Raw genomic sequence first — 14,551 nt, forward strand, 5'->3', positions numbered from 1 at the left:
GGGGGGTCGGATACACTCGGGGCAGACCCCTCGTGCGGCGTCACCCTATGAACCTCCCCAGGGCCGGAAGGCAGCAAGGATAAATGGGCTCTGGCGGGTGCGCGGGGGGTCCTTTCTGTTTCTCGGGCCCGGTCGGACCCTCCCGGTTCCTCGATCCGGTGCGAGCTGTCACTGTCAGCGGGTTGAATGGACAGGTGGCAGGGACCAGGGGAGTGAGCACACCGTGAGCATCGCGCTGTACCGCAAGTACCGTCCCGCGACGTTCGGTGAGGTGCGGGGCCAGGAACACGTGACCGACCCGCTCCGCCAGGCGTTGCGCAGCGGTCGCATCAACCACGCCTACCTGTTCAGCGGTCCCCGCGGCTGCGGCAAGACGACCAGCGCGCGCATCCTCGCCCGTTCGCTCAACTGCGCCGAGGGGCCCACCCCGGACCCGTGCGGGACCTGCGACTCGTGTGTGGCGCTGGCCCCCGACGGCGGCGGCAGCATCGACGTCATCGAGATCGACGCCGCGTCCCACGGCGGTGTGGACGACGCCCGCGACCTGCGCGAGCGCGCCTTCTTCTCCCCGGTCAACTCGCGCTTCAAGATCTACATCATCGACGAGGCGCACATGGTGACCCGCGAGGGTTTCAACGCGCTCCTCAAGCTGGTGGAGGAACCCCCGCCGCACCTGAAGTTCGTGTTCGCGACCACCGAGCCCGAGAAGGTCATCGGCACGATCCGCTCGCGGACCCACCACTACCCGTTCCGGCTCATCCCGCCGAGCACGCTCCGGGAGCTCTTCGAGGACCTCCTCAAGGAGGAGGGGATCTCCTACGACCCCGCCGCGCTGCCGCTGGTGGTCCGGGCCGGAGCCGGTTCCGCCCGTGACGGGCTGTCGGTGCTCGACCAGCTCATCGCCGGTTCGGGCGATGACGGCATCACCCGCGAGGGCGCGGTCTCCCTGCTGGGCTACACCGACTCCAGCCTGCTGGGCGAGATGGTCGACGCGCTCGGAGCCCGCGACGGCGCCGCCGTGTTCGGGCTGATCGACCGGGTGGTCGAGGGCGGCCACGACCCGCGCCGGTTCACCACGGACCTGCTGGAGCGCTTCCGCGACCTGGTCATCCTGGCCGCCGTGCCGGACGCCCTGGACAAGGGCCTGGTCAACGTGGCCGCGGAGGCCGCGGAGCAGATGAAGTCGCAGGCCACCCGCATGGGGCCCGCCGAGCTCACCCGCGCCGCCGACATCCTCAACCAGGGCCTGACCGAGATGCGCGGGGCCACCGCGCCCCGCCTGCTGCTCGAACTGATGTGCTCGCGGGTGCTCCTGCCCGGCACCGACGGAGACCAGGGCACGGCCCTGCTGGCCCGCCTGGAGCAGATGGAGCGCCGGATCTCCTCCGGCGCCGTCGCCCCGGCCGCGGCGCCGGTCCGGGCCGTGCCCCCGGCCGCCCCGCCGGCGCCCGCCGAGCCCGTACGCGCGCCCGCGGCCCCCGCGGCCGGTCCGCCCCCGGCCCAGCCCGCTCCGGCCGCCGCGCCCGCACCGGCGCCGGCCGCCGGGCGCGACGCCGAACCGGCTGGTTGGGACGCTCCGGCCCGTCCGAGCACACCCGAACCCGCGCGCCGGGCCCCGTCGGCGCCCGCCGCTCCGTCGGGCGGAGGCGGTGCCCTGGACCTGGGCCGGATCCAGGGGTCGTGGAGCCAGATCCTGGAGGCGGTCAAGGGGCTGCGCCGGTTCACCTGGATGGTGCTGTCCGGCGGTGAGGTCCGCCCGGTCGGGGTGGAGGGCAACGCCGTCCTGCTCGGCTTCTCCCGTCCCAGCGAGGCCAAGGGGTTCAGCAACAGCGGCAGCGACCAGGTGGTCGCCAACGCGATCCGGCAGGTCCTCGGCATCGAGGTGCGGGTCGCCGCGGCAGGCAGCGCGGCGTCGGCCGCCGCGCCCGCCCGGCGGCCCGAACCCGCGCGCCCGGCCGAACCCGCCGGGTGGGACGCTCCCGCGCCCGCACGGCCCGCCGCCCCGGCCCCCGCCCAGCAGACGCCGGAGCCGGAGGCCGCCGCCCCGTCGGGACCGCCGCCGGACCGGATCGTCACCGGCCTCGAGGAGCCGCCGCCGGATCCCTACGAGGACGCGGCCGCCTCCCCGCCGCCGGAGTACGACGACCCGTCCGCCGGTCGGTCGCGGCCCCGGTCGGCTCCCGCGTCAGCACCCGCCCCGCCTCCTGGCGCCGGTACGGCCCCGGGCGGTGGCGCCGCGCAGCCCGCCCCCTCAGGGGGATCGTCCTCCGCGGCTCCGGCGTCCGCCGGCGGGAAGGCGTCCGCAGGCGGCTCGGCCCCCCGCGGCCCGGGCGGCACGTCCCTCATCGAGACGGAGCTGGGCGGCCGCGTGATCGAGGAGATCGAGCACGAGGCCGACACGGACGCACCCTTCTAGGTCGTCGGCGGGACTCCTCGGGGCGGTGGTCGGCGGACCGCCTCAGCCCCGGGGTGCCAGCCCGGTGAGCACCGTGTCCACGAGTTCGTCCGCGTACGCGTGCGTCAGGGGCCCGGTGCGCAGCATCCAGCGGTGGTGGAGCGGCCCGGTCAGCAGCTCGGCCACGATGTCGAGGTCGGCCCCGGGGGCGAGCTGACCCGCGTCGCGTCCGGCGCGCAGCCGCTCCTTGATCGCCTCCATGTTGGGACGGACCAGGCGCTCGGTGACGGCCTCGGCGAAGGCCGTGTCGTTCTGGAGCTCGGTCGTGAACGCACGGGTGGTCCGGTCCATCTCGGGGTCGTTCAACTCGTCGACGGTGGCGCGGAGGACGGTCCTCAGGTCGTCGGCCAGGTCGCCGGTGTCGGGCAGGGGTTCTCCCGCGGTGCCGCCGGTCAGCGCTGTGAAGACGTCGAACACCACGGAGGCCTTGGACGGCCACCAGCGGTAGATGGTCTGCTTGCCGACACCGGCCCGCGCGGCGATCGCCTCGATGGTCACCTTGCTGTAACCGACCTCACCCAGCAGCTCCGAGGCGGCGTCGAGGATGGCGCGTCGTGCCCGCTCGCTGCGGCGCCGGGGGTCCGGGGCACGTCGGGGGGACCGGGACTCTTCCAGTGGGGTGCTCTCTGCCATACCTGCCACGCTAACCGCTCGAAAATGACGAGACGTATCGTCTTGACACGGATACTCTACAGAGGCAGGATCACACTTGACGAGACGACACGTCTCGTTAGAAGCGAAAGGAGGTCCGCATGTCCAAGAACAGTGACAACCTTCTCGGCATGGGCGGACAGCGCACCACGGTCTCCCGTTCCGCGATGCGCGGCGGTCCGGCCGGGGGCAAGGGCGGCCCCAGCGCCGAGGCCAGGGAGCGCAAGCAGGAGCTCCTGCGCAAGCTTCGCGAGAAGAACACACCCGAGAGTTCCGAGGAGTCCAAGGACACCGAAGGAACAGCGTGAACGCACGGCGGCGGCCCCCACCGGAAACGGTCGGGGGCCGTCGGCGTTCCCGCCCCGGGGCCGTGCCCGTGCCCGTGTCCGTGCGGTGCCGTCGGGGGGCCCCGGCCCCGGGAGGTCCGGCCCGCCCAGGGCGGGGCATCCGCGTTCACACGTCCCAGGTGCGGCCGCCCGCCGAGTCCAGCCACACCCGATGTGTTCCGTCACCGGACACCGACAGCCCGAACCGGTCCGGTTCCGGCTCGCCCAGCTCGGACCACAGGGCCAGGGCCTCCTCGAACTCGTCCCAGATGCTCCTCGGGCCGCCCTGCTCGATCATCCACGACGTTCCGTAGGGGTACACCCGCACCCACGAGGCGCCCTCCACGTCGCACACCCACACGCCCGACCCCGTGCCGATCCACCGCCGCCGCACCCGCCAGTCCGGCACCATCACGGACAGTGCGAACGCGGTCGTGAACGCCATCAGCGGCGCCACCGGGTCGGACTGCGTGAGCCGGTACTCGTCCGGCTGCTGACCGGAGTCGCGCGCGGGACGGACCGCGGCGTCCGGGGTCCGCAGCGGCAGGAACCCCACACCTCCGTGGAAGCTCCCCCGTGCCGACCCGTCACCGGCGCACTCCACGCGGGCGAGCACCCCGGCCCCCTCCAGCAGCCCCCACGGGCACACCACCAGCCCGTCCGGGCGCACCTGGTCGAGCCACGCGCGGGGGACCCGCCGCACGCCGCAGGTGGAGGTGATCAGGTCGTAGGGGGCGTCGGGAGGGTAGCCCCCGTAGCCGTCGGCCACGTGGACGGCGGGGGACAGGCCCTCCGTGCGCAGGGCCTTCCGGGCGGACTCGGCCAGACGGGCGTCGATCTCCACGGAGGTGACGGCCCCGTCGCCGAGCCGGTGCGCCAGCAGTGCGGTGTTCCAGGCGGTTCCGGTGCCGACCTCCAGCACGGTCTGTCCGTCGTCGAGGCCGGCCAGCCCCAGCATGCGGGCGAGGACCGTGGGAGCCGGGCTGGACGAGGCCGGGGCGGGCCCCGGATCGAGCTCGCCCGGGGCGGGCGCCTCACGGGACCGGGGGACACCGGGCTCGTCCACCCGGGTGGCGATGGCGTTGTCGGTGTAGACGGCGGCCAGCCACCGCTCCGGGTCGCTGTCGGCGTTGAGCGCGGTCCCGTACGCGGTCAGCGCACCCGTCTCGGGGACGAACCGGTGCCGTGGGACCGACCGGAAGGCGTCGATCAGCGCGGCGTCGGTCAGCGTGCCGTCCGCGATCATCGCCTCGATCAATGCCGAGTGGCGCTCACTGGCGGTCAACACGTCCTCAGTCCCCCGTGGCTGTCGGTGATGCCGGTGAAGCCCGTGGGCGCCACCGGGACGGTTGTGCCCCGCTGGACACCTTTGCAACCGACAGTGATGTTATCGCTACTCTTGGTCCTCGTTGCTGGTCGAAGCGCCCGTCGGGAGAGTCGGCGCGGCGCCGGGCCGGCGGTGCTCCGCGTGGTCCCGGACGCCGGACGCGGGGTGGAGGCGCCCCTCCGGGAACGGCGCCCACCCGGGGCCGGTCGGCCGGGAGGCCGCCGGTGCGGTGGACCTCCGCGCCGTCGGACGGGGCCCGGGCCGTGGCGCGGACGGCGCACGGACGGGTCGCGGGCGGTGAGCAGGGGGCGCGTGGCCTCGCCAGGGGAGTGGGGAGCGGCGCCGGCGCCCGACCGGCACCCGGCGGCCCTCATGCGCCCTGATGACCGGTTAGTCTCACAGCGACAGCCACACAACTGCGAGACCCAGCACCATGAGTGCGGCGAGGAGACGGCCGTGAACCCTGGCGGAATGGACATGCAGGCCCTGCTCCAGCAGGCCCAGCAGATGCAGCAGCAGCTCGTGGAGGCCCAGGAGGCCCTGGACGAGGCCGAGGTCGAGGGCACCTCGGGCGGAGGCCTGGTCAAGGTCAGGCTGAGCGGGCGCGGGCAGGTGGAGGACATCACGGTCTCCGCCGACGCGATCGACCCGAGCGACGCGGACGAGAGCGCGCAGACCGTCGCGGACCTGGTCCTGGCGGCCATCCGCGACGCCGAGGCGCAGGTCGAACGGCTCCAGCAGGAGAAGATGGGTCCGCTCACCCAGGGGCTGGGCGGCGGCGGCATGCCCGGGGGCATGCCCGGCCTCCCCGGTTTCTGACCCGGGACGGACACCGGGCGGGGCGGCCTCCGCGGCGCGTACGTGAGAGGTCGTCGCGCCGGATACGGTGGTGTCCGGGGATACGGACCGCCCCGCCAATCGGTCCGACCTGATGGGTAGGCGATGTACGAAGGCGCGGTGCAGAATCTGATCGACGAGCTGGGGCGACTGCCCGGCGTCGGTCCGAAAAGCGCGCAGCGCATCGCCTTCCACCTGCTGTCCGCCGAGCACGCGGACGTCAAGCGTCTCGTCAACGCGCTGGTCGAGGTCAAGGAGAAGGTGCGCTTCTGCTCCATCTGCGGCAATGTCGCGGAGGAGGAGCAGTGCCGTATCTGCCGTGACGCCCGGCGCGACACCGCGGTCATCTGCGTGGTCGAGGAGTCCAAGGACGTCGTCGCCATCGAGCGCACCCGCGAGTTCCGCGGCCGCTACCACGTCCTGGGCGGGGCGATCAGCCCGATCGAGGGCGTCGGCCCCGACGACCTGCGCATCAAGGACCTGATGGTCCGTCTGGCGGACGGCCAGATCACCGAGCTCATCCTCGCCACGGACCCCAATCTGGAAGGGGAGGCCACCGCGACCTATCTGGCGCGGCTGGTCAAACCCATGGGTCTGAAGGTGACGCGTCTGGCCAGCGGTCTGCCCGTCGGCGGAGACCTGGAGTACGCCGACGAGGTCACCCTCGGCCGTGCCTTCGAGGGCCGCCGCAGCCTGGAGTTCTAGCTCACACTTCGCCGTAATGCGGTCGAAATATGAGTAACCTCCGTTTCACCGGGTAACCCGAGCGCTGGTGTGTCAAGTACTCCGAGCGTTCCCGTCCCAGGTCGGACGGTGTAGACGACGGCGTCGCTGGCTACACTCCATTTCATTGTCTTGATCCCAACTCCTCAGGAGCAATCGATCGTGGCCCTAATCGTGCAGAAGTACGGTGGGTCTTCCGTGTCCGACGCGGAAGCCATCAAGCGAGTAGCCCAACGGATCGTGGCTCAGAAAAAAGCGGGATATGACGTCGTCGTCGTGGTCTCGGCCATGGGCGACACCACCGACGAGCTGATCGACCTCGCCGAGCAGGTGTCCCCCCTGCCGCCCGCGCGCGAACTCGACATGCTGCTCACCGCTGGCGAGCGCATGTCCATGGCCCTGGTCGCCATGGCCATCGAGAACCTGGGCTTCGAGGCCCGGTCCTTCACCGGCTCCCAGGCCGGTGTCATCACCACGTCGTTGCACGGCAACGCCAAGATCATCGACGTGACCCCGGGACGCATCAAGGAGGCCGTGGACGAGGGCGCGATCTGCATCGTCGCCGGGTTCCAGGGCGTCTCCCAGGACACCAAGGACATCACCACCCTGGGCCGGGGAGGCTCGGACACCACCGCGGTGGCGCTCGCCGCCGCGCTGGAGGCCGACGCCTGCGAGATCTACAGCGACGTCGACGGTGTGTTCACCGCCGACCCGCGCATCGTGCCGTCCGCGCAGCGCATCCCCCAGATCTCCTACGAGGAGATGCTGGAGATGGCGGCGTGCGGGACGAAGATCCTGCACCTGCGGTGCGTCGAGTACGCGCGCCAGTACAACATGCCCCTGCACGTCCGTTCATCTTTCAGCCAGAAGCAGGGGACCTGGGTCGTCCCGGAAGTCGAGGAAAGCGAAGGCATGGAACAGCCGATCATCTCCGGGGTCTCCCACGACCGGAGCGAAGCCAAGATCACCGTCGTCGGAGTGCCCGACAAGATCGGTGAGGCCGCGACGATCTTCCGCGCGCTGGCGGAGGCCGAGATCAACATCGACATGATCGTCCAGAACGTGTCGGCGGTCTCCACCTCGCGCACCGACATCTCCTTCACGGTCCCCAAGGACTTCGGCAAGGAGGCGGTCGCCGCGCTGAAGAAGGTCCAGGAGAAGGTCGGCTTCGAGTCGCTGCGCTACGACGACAAGATCGGCAAGGTCTCGCTGATCGGTGCGGGCATGCGCTCCTACCCCGGCGTCACCGCGCGCTTCTTCGACGCCATCGCGGGCTCCGGCACGAACGTCGAGATGATCTCCACCTCGGAGATCCGCATCTCGGTCATCGTCGAGGAGGACCAGGTCGACGAGGCCGTGCGCGCGGCCCACAGTGAGTTCCGGCTCGACGCAGACCAGGTCGAGGCCGTCGTCTACGGAGGTACCGGCCGATGAGCACCCGTCTTCCCACCCTCGCCATCGTCGGCGCCACCGGTGCCGTCGGCACCGTGATGCTCGGCATCCTGTCGGAGCGGGAGAACGTCTGGGGCGAGATCCGCCTGGTCGCCTCCCCGCGCAGCGCGGGCAAGGTCCTCCAGGTCCGCGGCGAGGACGTCGTGGTCCAGGCACTGGCCCCCGAGGTCTTCGACGGCGTCGACGTCGCCATGTTCGACGTCCCCGACGAGGTGTCCAAGGAGTGGGCGCCGATCGCCGCCGCCCGCGGCGCGGTCGCCGTCGACAACTCCGGCGCGTTCCGCATGGACCCCGACGTCCCGCTCGTGGTTCCCGAGGTCAACGCGGACCAGGTCCGCAACCGTCCGCGCGGCATCATCAGCAACCCCAACTGCACCACGCTGTCGATGATCGTGGCCATCGGCGCCCTGCACCGCGCCTTCCAGGTCTCCAGCCTGGTCGTGTCCTCCTACCAGGCCGCCTCCGGCGCGGGCCAGGAGGGCATCGACACCCTGCGCGACCAGATGGCGAAGGCCGGGGCCGACCGCAGCCTCGGTGACGAGGCGGGCGACGTCCGCGCCGCCGTCGGCGAGCTCGGCCCGTTCCCGGCTCCCCTGGCCTACAACGTCGTGCCGTGGGCGGGTTCGCTCAAGGACGGCGGCTGGTCCTCGGAGGAGCTGAAGGTCCGCAACGAGTCCCGCAAGATCCTGGGGCTCCAGGACCTCCGGGTCTCCGCGACCTGTGTGCGCGTCCCCGTGATCACCACCCACTCGCTGGTCGTGCACGCGACCTTCGAGAACGAGGTGACCGCCGACGCAGCCCGCGAGCTGCTCGGCTCCGCCGAGGGCGTCGCGGTCCTGGACGACCCGGCCCGGGGCGAGTTCCCGACCCCGGCCGACGTCGTGGGCACCGACCCCACCTGGGTCGGCCGGATCCGCCAGTCCCTGGACGACCCGAAGTCGCTGGAGCTGTTCCTGTGCGGGGACAACCTGCGCAAGGGCGCCGCTCTGAACACCGCGCAGATCGCCGAGGTCGTCGCCCGGGAGTTCACCTCCTGAGGGACAACGCCTCGGGGCGGTGGCCGCTCCCCTCCACGGAGGGGAGGGGGGCCCCACCCCCGCCGGGGGGGGCCGCCCCCCCCGCCCTTCTGCGTACCGGGACCGGTGCGCGGTTCAGCGCCGCCGGGGGTCCCCCGGCCGGCGCGGCCGGGCCAGTGTCAGTTTGTAGAGGAGTCGACACTGCTCGGCCGAACCGATGAGGTCGGAGGTCTCCACGGGCCGGTTGGCGCTGAAGTGGGTGCGCTCCACCACCAGAACGGGTATCCCGGGGGCCGACCCGAGGAGGGTGGCCTCGGAGTCGCGCAGGGAGCGCACGCCCACCTCCTCGACCACGCGGTCGACCGGGTGGCCCGCGGCGCTGAGCCGGTCCAGCAGGGCGATCTCGGAGGCCGCGTCGAAGGGTGTGCGCAGTGTGCCCGCGGTGAGTGCCGCCGGTTCCCACGACTGGTGGAGGGTGATGGGCAGATCCGATGCCAGCCCGCGCGAGGTCGTGCGGTAGACGGGGTCGCCGTCGCGCAGCCGGAGCCGTGAGCTCAGCGGGGCGGAGCTCGGCTCCTGTTCGGTGCCGATCTCCTCACGGAGGAGTCTGCCCAGGCCGGAACCTGAGGAGGAGTCGGTCCGGCACAGCCGGAAGAGTTCGGGGACGGTGCGCACGAAGTATCCCGAACCGGGCCTCGCCTCGACCAGGCCCTCGGTGACCAGGAGCCGGAGCGCCGTACGGGAGATCTGCTCGCTGACCCTGTAGGAGCGTGCCAACCGGGTCCGGGAGGGGAGCCGGGTGCCCGGAGGCATCTCCCCGCGCAGGATCGGTGCGCGGAGCTGTTCGGCCAGCCACAGGTAGCGCGGTTGCCTCACCACGTCATGAGGCCCGTGACGAGGGGCCTCCCGTGGACGACGTGCCTCTGTACCGGTGCGGGGTGACGGGGGTACGTCCGAGTTGGTGGTGGTCGCGGGTGCCGGTGCCGCCACCGTTGCCGGTGGGGACTCCGGTTCGGAGGAGGGGAGTGAACCTGCAAGATCGCCGAAGCTCGCCCATGCTTCTCAGTAAAGCAGTGGAAAGGCCTGGTGGGGGGCGGTACTCGAAAGTCTTCGGTGCGATCGGGAGGGGACCGCAGAATCGGAACCCGGACTCCGCGGTCGGGAAACGCCCGAAAACCACGAAATGCTCTTGAGTGGACACGACGAAAGACTACTCTGCGTGACAATTGGACTACGTCATGCTTGGGGGAGTCATGATCACGAGCCTTGCCGACAGCAGGGACACCGCCATCACCTGGATGAGCGGTATCACCGGGCTGATCTTCCTGCTCATCGCCCTGGCCCTCGTGGTGCTGGTGATCGCCGCCGTCATCTCGGCGCTGTTCGACGGCGACACCACCGGGGGCGGCAAGCTGCTGTGGATCATCTTCGTCATCTGGTTCCCGCTGTTCGGCGCCATCGCCTGGTTCGTGGTCGGGAAGAAGGGCCACCTCAACCGCTTCCTCGGCATCGACAAGGGGAGGGCCCGCCACACGGTCCCGTCCAGCGTCGGCCAGCACAGCAACGTCCCCAACGGCAGGAACGGGGGGCCGGGCGGCGCCCAGGCCTACCAGGGGGACGTCCAGGCCCACCCGGGTGACGACCGGCCCTACCAGGGCGACGACCGGCCCGGAGCGGGCGACGACCGGCCCGGAGCGGGCGACGACCGGCCCGGAGCGGGCGACGACCGCCCCTACCCCGGTGACGACCGCCCCTACCCCGGCGACGACCGGCTCGGGATGCGTGAGAACCGGTCCGGGGTGGGCTACCGCCGGACCGGTCTGGGTCACGTCTGACCCGGCGACCCCTGGCCTCGACGGAACCCCGGGCGGGAGGACTCCCGCCCGGGGTTCCGCGCGTCGGACTGTCCACAGGCTGTGGACAGAAACCGCCGGCGCGCCCGTCGGCCGGGCCGCGCCGCCGACCCACGCGAAAGCCCCGGCCGGGACGGCCGGGGCTTCCGTGTTCGGGTACTGCCGGGTGCTACAGGATGATCCGCATCGGCTCCTCGAGGATCTCCGCGAGGTCCTTCAGGAAGGCGGCGCCGACGGCGCCGTCCACCGCGCGGTGGTCCACCGACAGCTCCAGGGAGATCCGGTTGCGCACGACGACCTCGCCGTCCACGACCACCGGCTCCTGGCGCATCGCGCCGACCGCGAGGATCGCCGCCTCCGGCGGGTTGATGACCGCCGAGAAGCTGTCCACGCCGAACATGCCCAGGTTGGACACGCTGAACGTGCCGCCGCTCATCTCCTGCGGCTTCAGCTTGCCGTCACGGGCCTTGCCCGCCAGCCCGCGCGTGCGCGTCGAGATCTCCGACAGCGTCGCCTTGTCGGTGTCGTGCAGCACCGGGACCACCAGTCCGGCGTCCACGGCGACGGCCACGCCGACGTTGATCCGGTGGTGCTGGAGCAGCTTGTCGTCCACCCACGAGGAGTTGACGGCCGGGTGCAGCTTCAGCGCGGTCGCGCACGCCTTCACGATCAGGTCGTTGAAGCTGATCTTCGCGCCCGTGGACGCCAGCTGCTCGTTGATCTGGCCCCGGAAGCCCTTGAGGGCCTCGGCGTCGATCGTGCGCCGCAGGTAGAAGTGCGGCACCGTCTGCTTGCTCTCGCTCAGGCGGCGCGCGATCACCTTGCGCACGTTGCTGACCTTGAGCTCCTCGGAGTCACGTCCGTCGTCGAAGGCCGGGGCCGCCTGGGCCGCGGCCGGGGCGGGCCGCTCCTCCTTCGCCGCCGGAGCGGACTCGCGGGCGCCGCCGTCCTTGGCCGCGGCCTCGATGTCGGCGCGCACGATCCGGCCCTTGGGGCCCGACCCCTGGATGCTGTTGATGTCCAGGCCGTACTCCCGGGCCAGCCGGCGGGCCAGGGGGGAGGTGCGCGGTCGCGGACCGTCCTCCCCGCCGCCCGTGGACGGGGCGGGCGCCTCCGCGGGGGCGGACTCCTCGGCGGCCGGGGCGGTCTCCTCCGCCTCGGCGTCGTCCGCGGACTCCTGGGCGGGCTCGGACCCGGCGGAGCCGGAGTCGTCCGGCACCGCGTCCGGGGAGTCCCCGATGATGCCGATGACTGCACCGATCGGCACCGTGTCGCCCTCGGACACGGACTGCTTGACCAGGTAGCCGTCCTCGTAGGCCTCGTACTCCATGACGGCCTTGTCGGTCTCGATCTCGACCAGGACGTCACCGGAGGCGACCTTGTCGCCCACCGCCTTGACCCACGTACTGATGACGCCTTCCTCCATGGTGTCGGAGAGGCGCGGCATCTGGATCTCGCTCATGCTTGGAATCTCCCTCTACCCGACCCGTTTGCCGACGGCGCTCAGGGTCTCCTTGATGGCGGTGCTGATCGACTCGACCGACGGCAGAGCGGCCGTCTCCAGCGGCTTGGCGTAGGGCATCGGGACCTCAGCCATCGCGACCCGGCGGACCGGGGCGTCCAGGTAGTCGAAGGCGCCCTCCTGGATCGACGCGGCGATCTCCGCGCCGATGCCGTAGGTCAGCCAGTCGTCCTCGCAGATCACTGCGGCACCGGTCTTCTTGACCGAGTCGACGAAGGTCTGGCGGTCGAGGGGCCGGAGGCTGCACAGGTCGACCACCTCGACGCTGATGTCCTCCTCCGCCAGCTTCTCGGCGACCTGGGTGGCGACCATCGCCATCCGGGAGTAGCCGATGAGGGTGATGTCGGAGCCCTCGCGGGTGACCTTGGCCCGGCCGATCGTGGCGACGGTGTCGTTCGACGGCTGGGCGTAGTCGTCGGGGACCTCGCCCTTGGAGTTGTACAGGCCCAGGTTCTCCAGGAACAGGACCGGGTCGTCGTCGCGGATGGCCGCCCGCAGCATGGCGGAGGCCTCGGCCGGGGTACTGGGAGCGAGCACCTTCAGGCCGGGGATGAACGAGTAGAACAGCTCGATGTTCTGCGAGTGCGTGGCACCGAGCTGCTGGCCGCCGCCACCGGGGGTGCGGATGACCAGCGGCACGCTGGTCTGGCCGCCGAACATCCCGTAGATCTTGGCGGCGTGGTTGATGATCTGGTCGATGGCGATCAGCGAGAAGTTGATGGTCATCAGCTCGACGACCGGGCGCAGGCCGAGCATGGCCGCTCCGATCGAGGCGCCGACGAACCCCTCCTCGGCGATCGGGGTGTCCTTGACCCTCCGGGGGCCGAACTCCTTGAGGAGGCCCTCGGTGATCTTGTAGGAGCCCTCGAAGACGCCGATCTCCTCGCCCATGACGAGGACGTTCTCGTCGCGGACCATCTCCGCGCGGAGCGTGTCGCGCAGAGCCTGACGGTAAGTGATCACAGACATGTGCTCGTTCCCTCTCTACTCTGCGAACACCGGGTCGGCGGGCATGCGGCGCGACTCGTTGGGGACGGGCGTGGCGTACGTGTAGTCGAAGAGCGTGGACACGTCCGGGTGCGGGCTGTTCTCGGCGAAGTCGGCGGCCTCGGCCACCTCCGCCTTGACGGAGGCGGCGAGCTCGTCGCGCAGCTCGTCGGTGAGGATGCCCGCCTCGGAGAGCCGGGCGCCGAAGAGGGCGATCGGGTCGTTCTCCTCGGACCTGGCCTCGTCCTTCTGCTCGTCGGTGCGGTACTTGGCCGGGTCGACCACGGAGTGGCCCTTCATCCGGTAGCTCCACGCCTCCAGCAGGAACGGCGTCTGCTCCTCGCGGGCGCGCTCGACCAGGCGGGCCGCGGTGTCGCGGACCGCGAGCACGTCACGGCCGTCCACCCGCTCGCCCTCGATGCGGAAGGCGGAGCCGCGCTTGTACAGCTCGGGCTCGGCGGAGGACATGTCGACCGTGGTGCCCATGCCGGTGAAGTTGTTGATCACCACGAACACGACGGGCAGGTTCCACAGCTTGGCGATGTTGAGGGACTCGTGCCAGGCGCCGATGTTGGTGGTGCCGTCGCCCATCTGACACATGACGACCTCGTCGCCGCCCCGGTAGGAGATGGCCAGCGCGGCACCGGTGGCCAGCGGAAGCTGGCCGCCGACGATGCCGTAGCCGCCGAGCATGCGGGTCTCGGTGTCGTACATGTGCATGGAGCCGCCCCAGCCCTTGGACACGCCGTCGGAGCGCCCGTAGAGCTCGGCCATGACCTGCTTGGGGTCCATGCCCTTGCCGATCGCGTACCCGTGGTCACGGTAGTTCGTGAACAGGTAGTCGCGCTGCTGGAGGGCGGTCATCAGGCCGACGACGGTGGCTTCCTCGCCCAGGTTGAGGTGGCAGTAGCCGCCGATCCGGGCCTGGGTGTAGGCCTGCGCGGTGCGCTCCTCGAACCGCCGGATGAACAGCATCTGGCGGTAGTAGTCGAGGAGGACCTCGGGGGTCTCGCCGGCGAGGCCGGCGGAGGTGTCCTTGCGACCGCGCCGCCGGATCCCTGAGGACCGGGCGGTGCCGGTCTTCGGCTTGGCCGTGTCAGCCATGGTGTGCCTTTCTACGTACGAGAAGGCCTGTCGCCCCGGCCTGTGGGCCGGGGTGCCAGGCCCGCCGCGGTCCCGCTGTCGGGCGCGACCTCGGCGTGCGCCGCCGCCGGGCTCATTCGGCTGCGGTGCTCTGTGGCTGTTGCGGGGCGCGTCGCGGGAAGCGTGGCTCGTCCTTCCCGGACGCGAAGCGCGCGTGGGGTCTCGTGTGCAGTTGTCCCCCGGACCCTTGACCGCATTGCTTCCCGGTCCCCACTGCCCTATGCATCCGTGGCTCGGCGTGGCAGTGTCGGTCGCGAGG

12 protein-coding genes, 1 other RNA gene and 1 pseudogene are annotated in these 14,551 nt (G+C 71.4%); 8 read left to right on the forward strand and 6 right to left on the reverse strand.

Annotated elements, in window-relative coordinates:
* The first annotated feature begins 21 nt into the window (after positions 1-21).
* An RNA gene (gene ffs, locus Q8791_RS21645) (signal recognition particle sRNA small type) lies at positions 22-117 on the forward strand.
* 106 nt (positions 118-223) lie between these two features.
* The gene (locus tag Q8791_RS21650; protein ID WP_330093590.1) at positions 224-2,416 is read left to right on the forward strand and encodes a DNA polymerase III subunit gamma and tau; all 2,193 of its coding nucleotides are present in this window, start codon (positions 224-226) and stop codon (positions 2,414-2,416) included.
* A 42-nt stretch (positions 2,417-2,458) separates the two neighbouring features.
* Here Q8791_RS21650 and Q8791_RS21655 read toward each other — a convergent pair whose 3' ends face one another.
* Positions 2,459-3,088, reverse strand: a complete 630-nt coding sequence (locus Q8791_RS21655) for a TetR/AcrR family transcriptional regulator (protein ID WP_330093591.1) — start codon at positions 3,086-3,088, stop codon at positions 2,459-2,461.
* Positions 3,089-3,207: 119 nt separating this feature from the next.
* On the opposite strand from Q8791_RS21655, the gene Q8791_RS21660 reads away from it, so the two are divergent.
* Positions 3,208-3,414, forward strand: coding sequence for a DUF6243 family protein (locus Q8791_RS21660; RefSeq protein WP_330093592.1), 207 nt, complete (start codon positions 3,208-3,210; stop codon positions 3,412-3,414).
* A 145-nt stretch (positions 3,415-3,559) separates the two neighbouring features.
* Here Q8791_RS21660 and Q8791_RS21665 read toward each other — a convergent pair whose 3' ends face one another.
* Entirely contained in the window at positions 3,560-4,717 is a 1,158-nt protein-coding gene (locus Q8791_RS21665; protein WP_330093593.1) for a methyltransferase domain-containing protein, read from the reverse strand.
* A 513-nt stretch (positions 4,718-5,230) separates the two neighbouring features.
* On the opposite strand from Q8791_RS21665, the gene Q8791_RS21670 reads away from it, so the two are divergent.
* From Q8791_RS21670 to Q8791_RS21685, 4 genes are all read left to right on the forward strand, one after another.
* A complete protein-coding gene (locus Q8791_RS21670; protein ID WP_330093652.1) occupies positions 5,231-5,578 on the forward strand; it encodes a YbaB/EbfC family nucleoid-associated protein in 348 nt (115 codons plus the stop codon).
* A 123-nt stretch (positions 5,579-5,701) separates the two neighbouring features.
* Positions 5,702-6,301 (forward strand): recombination mediator RecR, encoded by a 600-nt coding sequence (gene recR / locus Q8791_RS21675; RefSeq protein WP_330093594.1) that lies wholly within the window; start codon positions 5,702-5,704, stop codon positions 6,299-6,301.
* Between the two features lie 180 nt (positions 6,302-6,481).
* Positions 6,482-7,753: an aspartate kinase gene (locus Q8791_RS21680; RefSeq protein WP_330093595.1), complete on the forward strand. Its 1,272-nt coding sequence runs from the start codon at positions 6,482-6,484 to the stop codon at positions 7,751-7,753.
* A complete protein-coding gene (locus Q8791_RS21685) occupies positions 7,750-8,808 on the forward strand; it encodes an aspartate-semialdehyde dehydrogenase (protein ID WP_330093596.1) in 1,059 nt (352 codons plus the stop codon). Before Q8791_RS21680 ends, Q8791_RS21685 begins: the two co-directional genes overlap by 4 nt.
* Positions 8,809-8,922: 114 nt before the next feature.
* Here Q8791_RS21685 and Q8791_RS21690 read toward each other — a convergent pair whose 3' ends face one another.
* Positions 8,923-9,666 carry a GntR family transcriptional regulator gene (locus Q8791_RS21690; RefSeq protein WP_330093597.1) on the reverse strand — a complete coding sequence of 248 codons (744 nt, stop codon included), beginning with the start codon at positions 9,664-9,666 and terminating at the stop codon, positions 8,923-8,925.
* A 374-nt stretch (positions 9,667-10,040) separates the two neighbouring features.
* On the opposite strand from Q8791_RS21690, the pseudogene Q8791_RS21695 reads away from it, so the two are divergent.
* Positions 10,041-10,373: pseudogene (locus Q8791_RS21695) on the forward strand (PLD nuclease N-terminal domain-containing protein); the annotation flags it as partial.
* A 436-nt stretch (positions 10,374-10,809) separates the two neighbouring features.
* Here the strand turns inward: Q8791_RS21695 and Q8791_RS21700 are convergent.
* From Q8791_RS21700 to pdhA, 3 genes are read right to left on the reverse strand one after another with little or no spacing between them, the layout of a single operon-like run.
* The gene (locus tag Q8791_RS21700) at positions 10,810-12,102 is read right to left on the reverse strand and encodes a dihydrolipoamide acetyltransferase family protein (RefSeq protein ID WP_330093598.1); all 1,293 of its coding nucleotides are present in this window, start codon (positions 12,100-12,102) and stop codon (positions 10,810-10,812) included.
* A gap of 15 nt (positions 12,103-12,117) precedes the next feature.
* Complete coding sequence (locus Q8791_RS21705; protein ID WP_330093599.1) at positions 12,118-13,131, reverse strand: alpha-ketoacid dehydrogenase subunit beta; 1,014 nt, start codon at positions 13,129-13,131, stop codon at positions 12,118-12,120.
* A gap of 15 nt (positions 13,132-13,146) precedes the next feature.
* Entirely contained in the window at positions 13,147-14,253 is a 1,107-nt protein-coding gene (gene pdhA, locus Q8791_RS21710) for a pyruvate dehydrogenase (acetyl-transferring) E1 component subunit alpha (protein ID WP_330093600.1), read from the reverse strand.
* Positions 14,254-14,551 lie beyond the last annotated feature (298 nt).

This window comes from Nocardiopsis codii, assembly GCF_036327455.1.
GTDB lineage: Bacteria > Actinomycetota > Actinomycetes > Streptosporangiales > Streptosporangiaceae > Nocardiopsis > Nocardiopsis codii.

Bases quoted from the DNA above. Each gene is read 5' to 3' on its own strand.
- Q8791_RS21705 (WP_330093599.1), bottom strand. From the start codon at position 13,131: ATGTCTGTGATCACTTACCGTCAGGCTCTGCGCGACACGCTCCGCGCG.
- Q8791_RS21670 (WP_330093652.1), top strand. From the start codon at position 5,231: ATGGACATGCAGGCCCTGCTCCAGCAGGCCCAGCAGATGCAGCAGCAG.
- Q8791_RS21655 (WP_330093591.1), bottom strand. From the start codon at position 3,088: ATGGCAGAGAGCACCCCACTGGAAGAGTCCCGGTCCCCCCGACGTGCC.
- Q8791_RS21700 (WP_330093598.1), bottom strand. From the start codon at position 12,102: ATGAGCGAGATCCAGATGCCGCGCCTCTCCGACACCATGGAGGAAGGC.
- recR (WP_330093594.1), top strand. From the start codon at position 5,702: ATGTACGAAGGCGCGGTGCAGAATCTGATCGACGAGCTGGGGCGACTG.
- pdhA (WP_330093600.1), bottom strand. From the start codon at position 14,253: ATGGCTGACACGGCCAAGCCGAAGACCGGCACCGCCCGGTCCTCAGGG.
- Q8791_RS21660 (WP_330093592.1), top strand. From the start codon at position 3,208: ATGTCCAAGAACAGTGACAACCTTCTCGGCATGGGCGGACAGCGCACC.
- Q8791_RS21685 (WP_330093596.1), top strand. From the start codon at position 7,750: ATGAGCACCCGTCTTCCCACCCTCGCCATCGTCGGCGCCACCGGTGCC.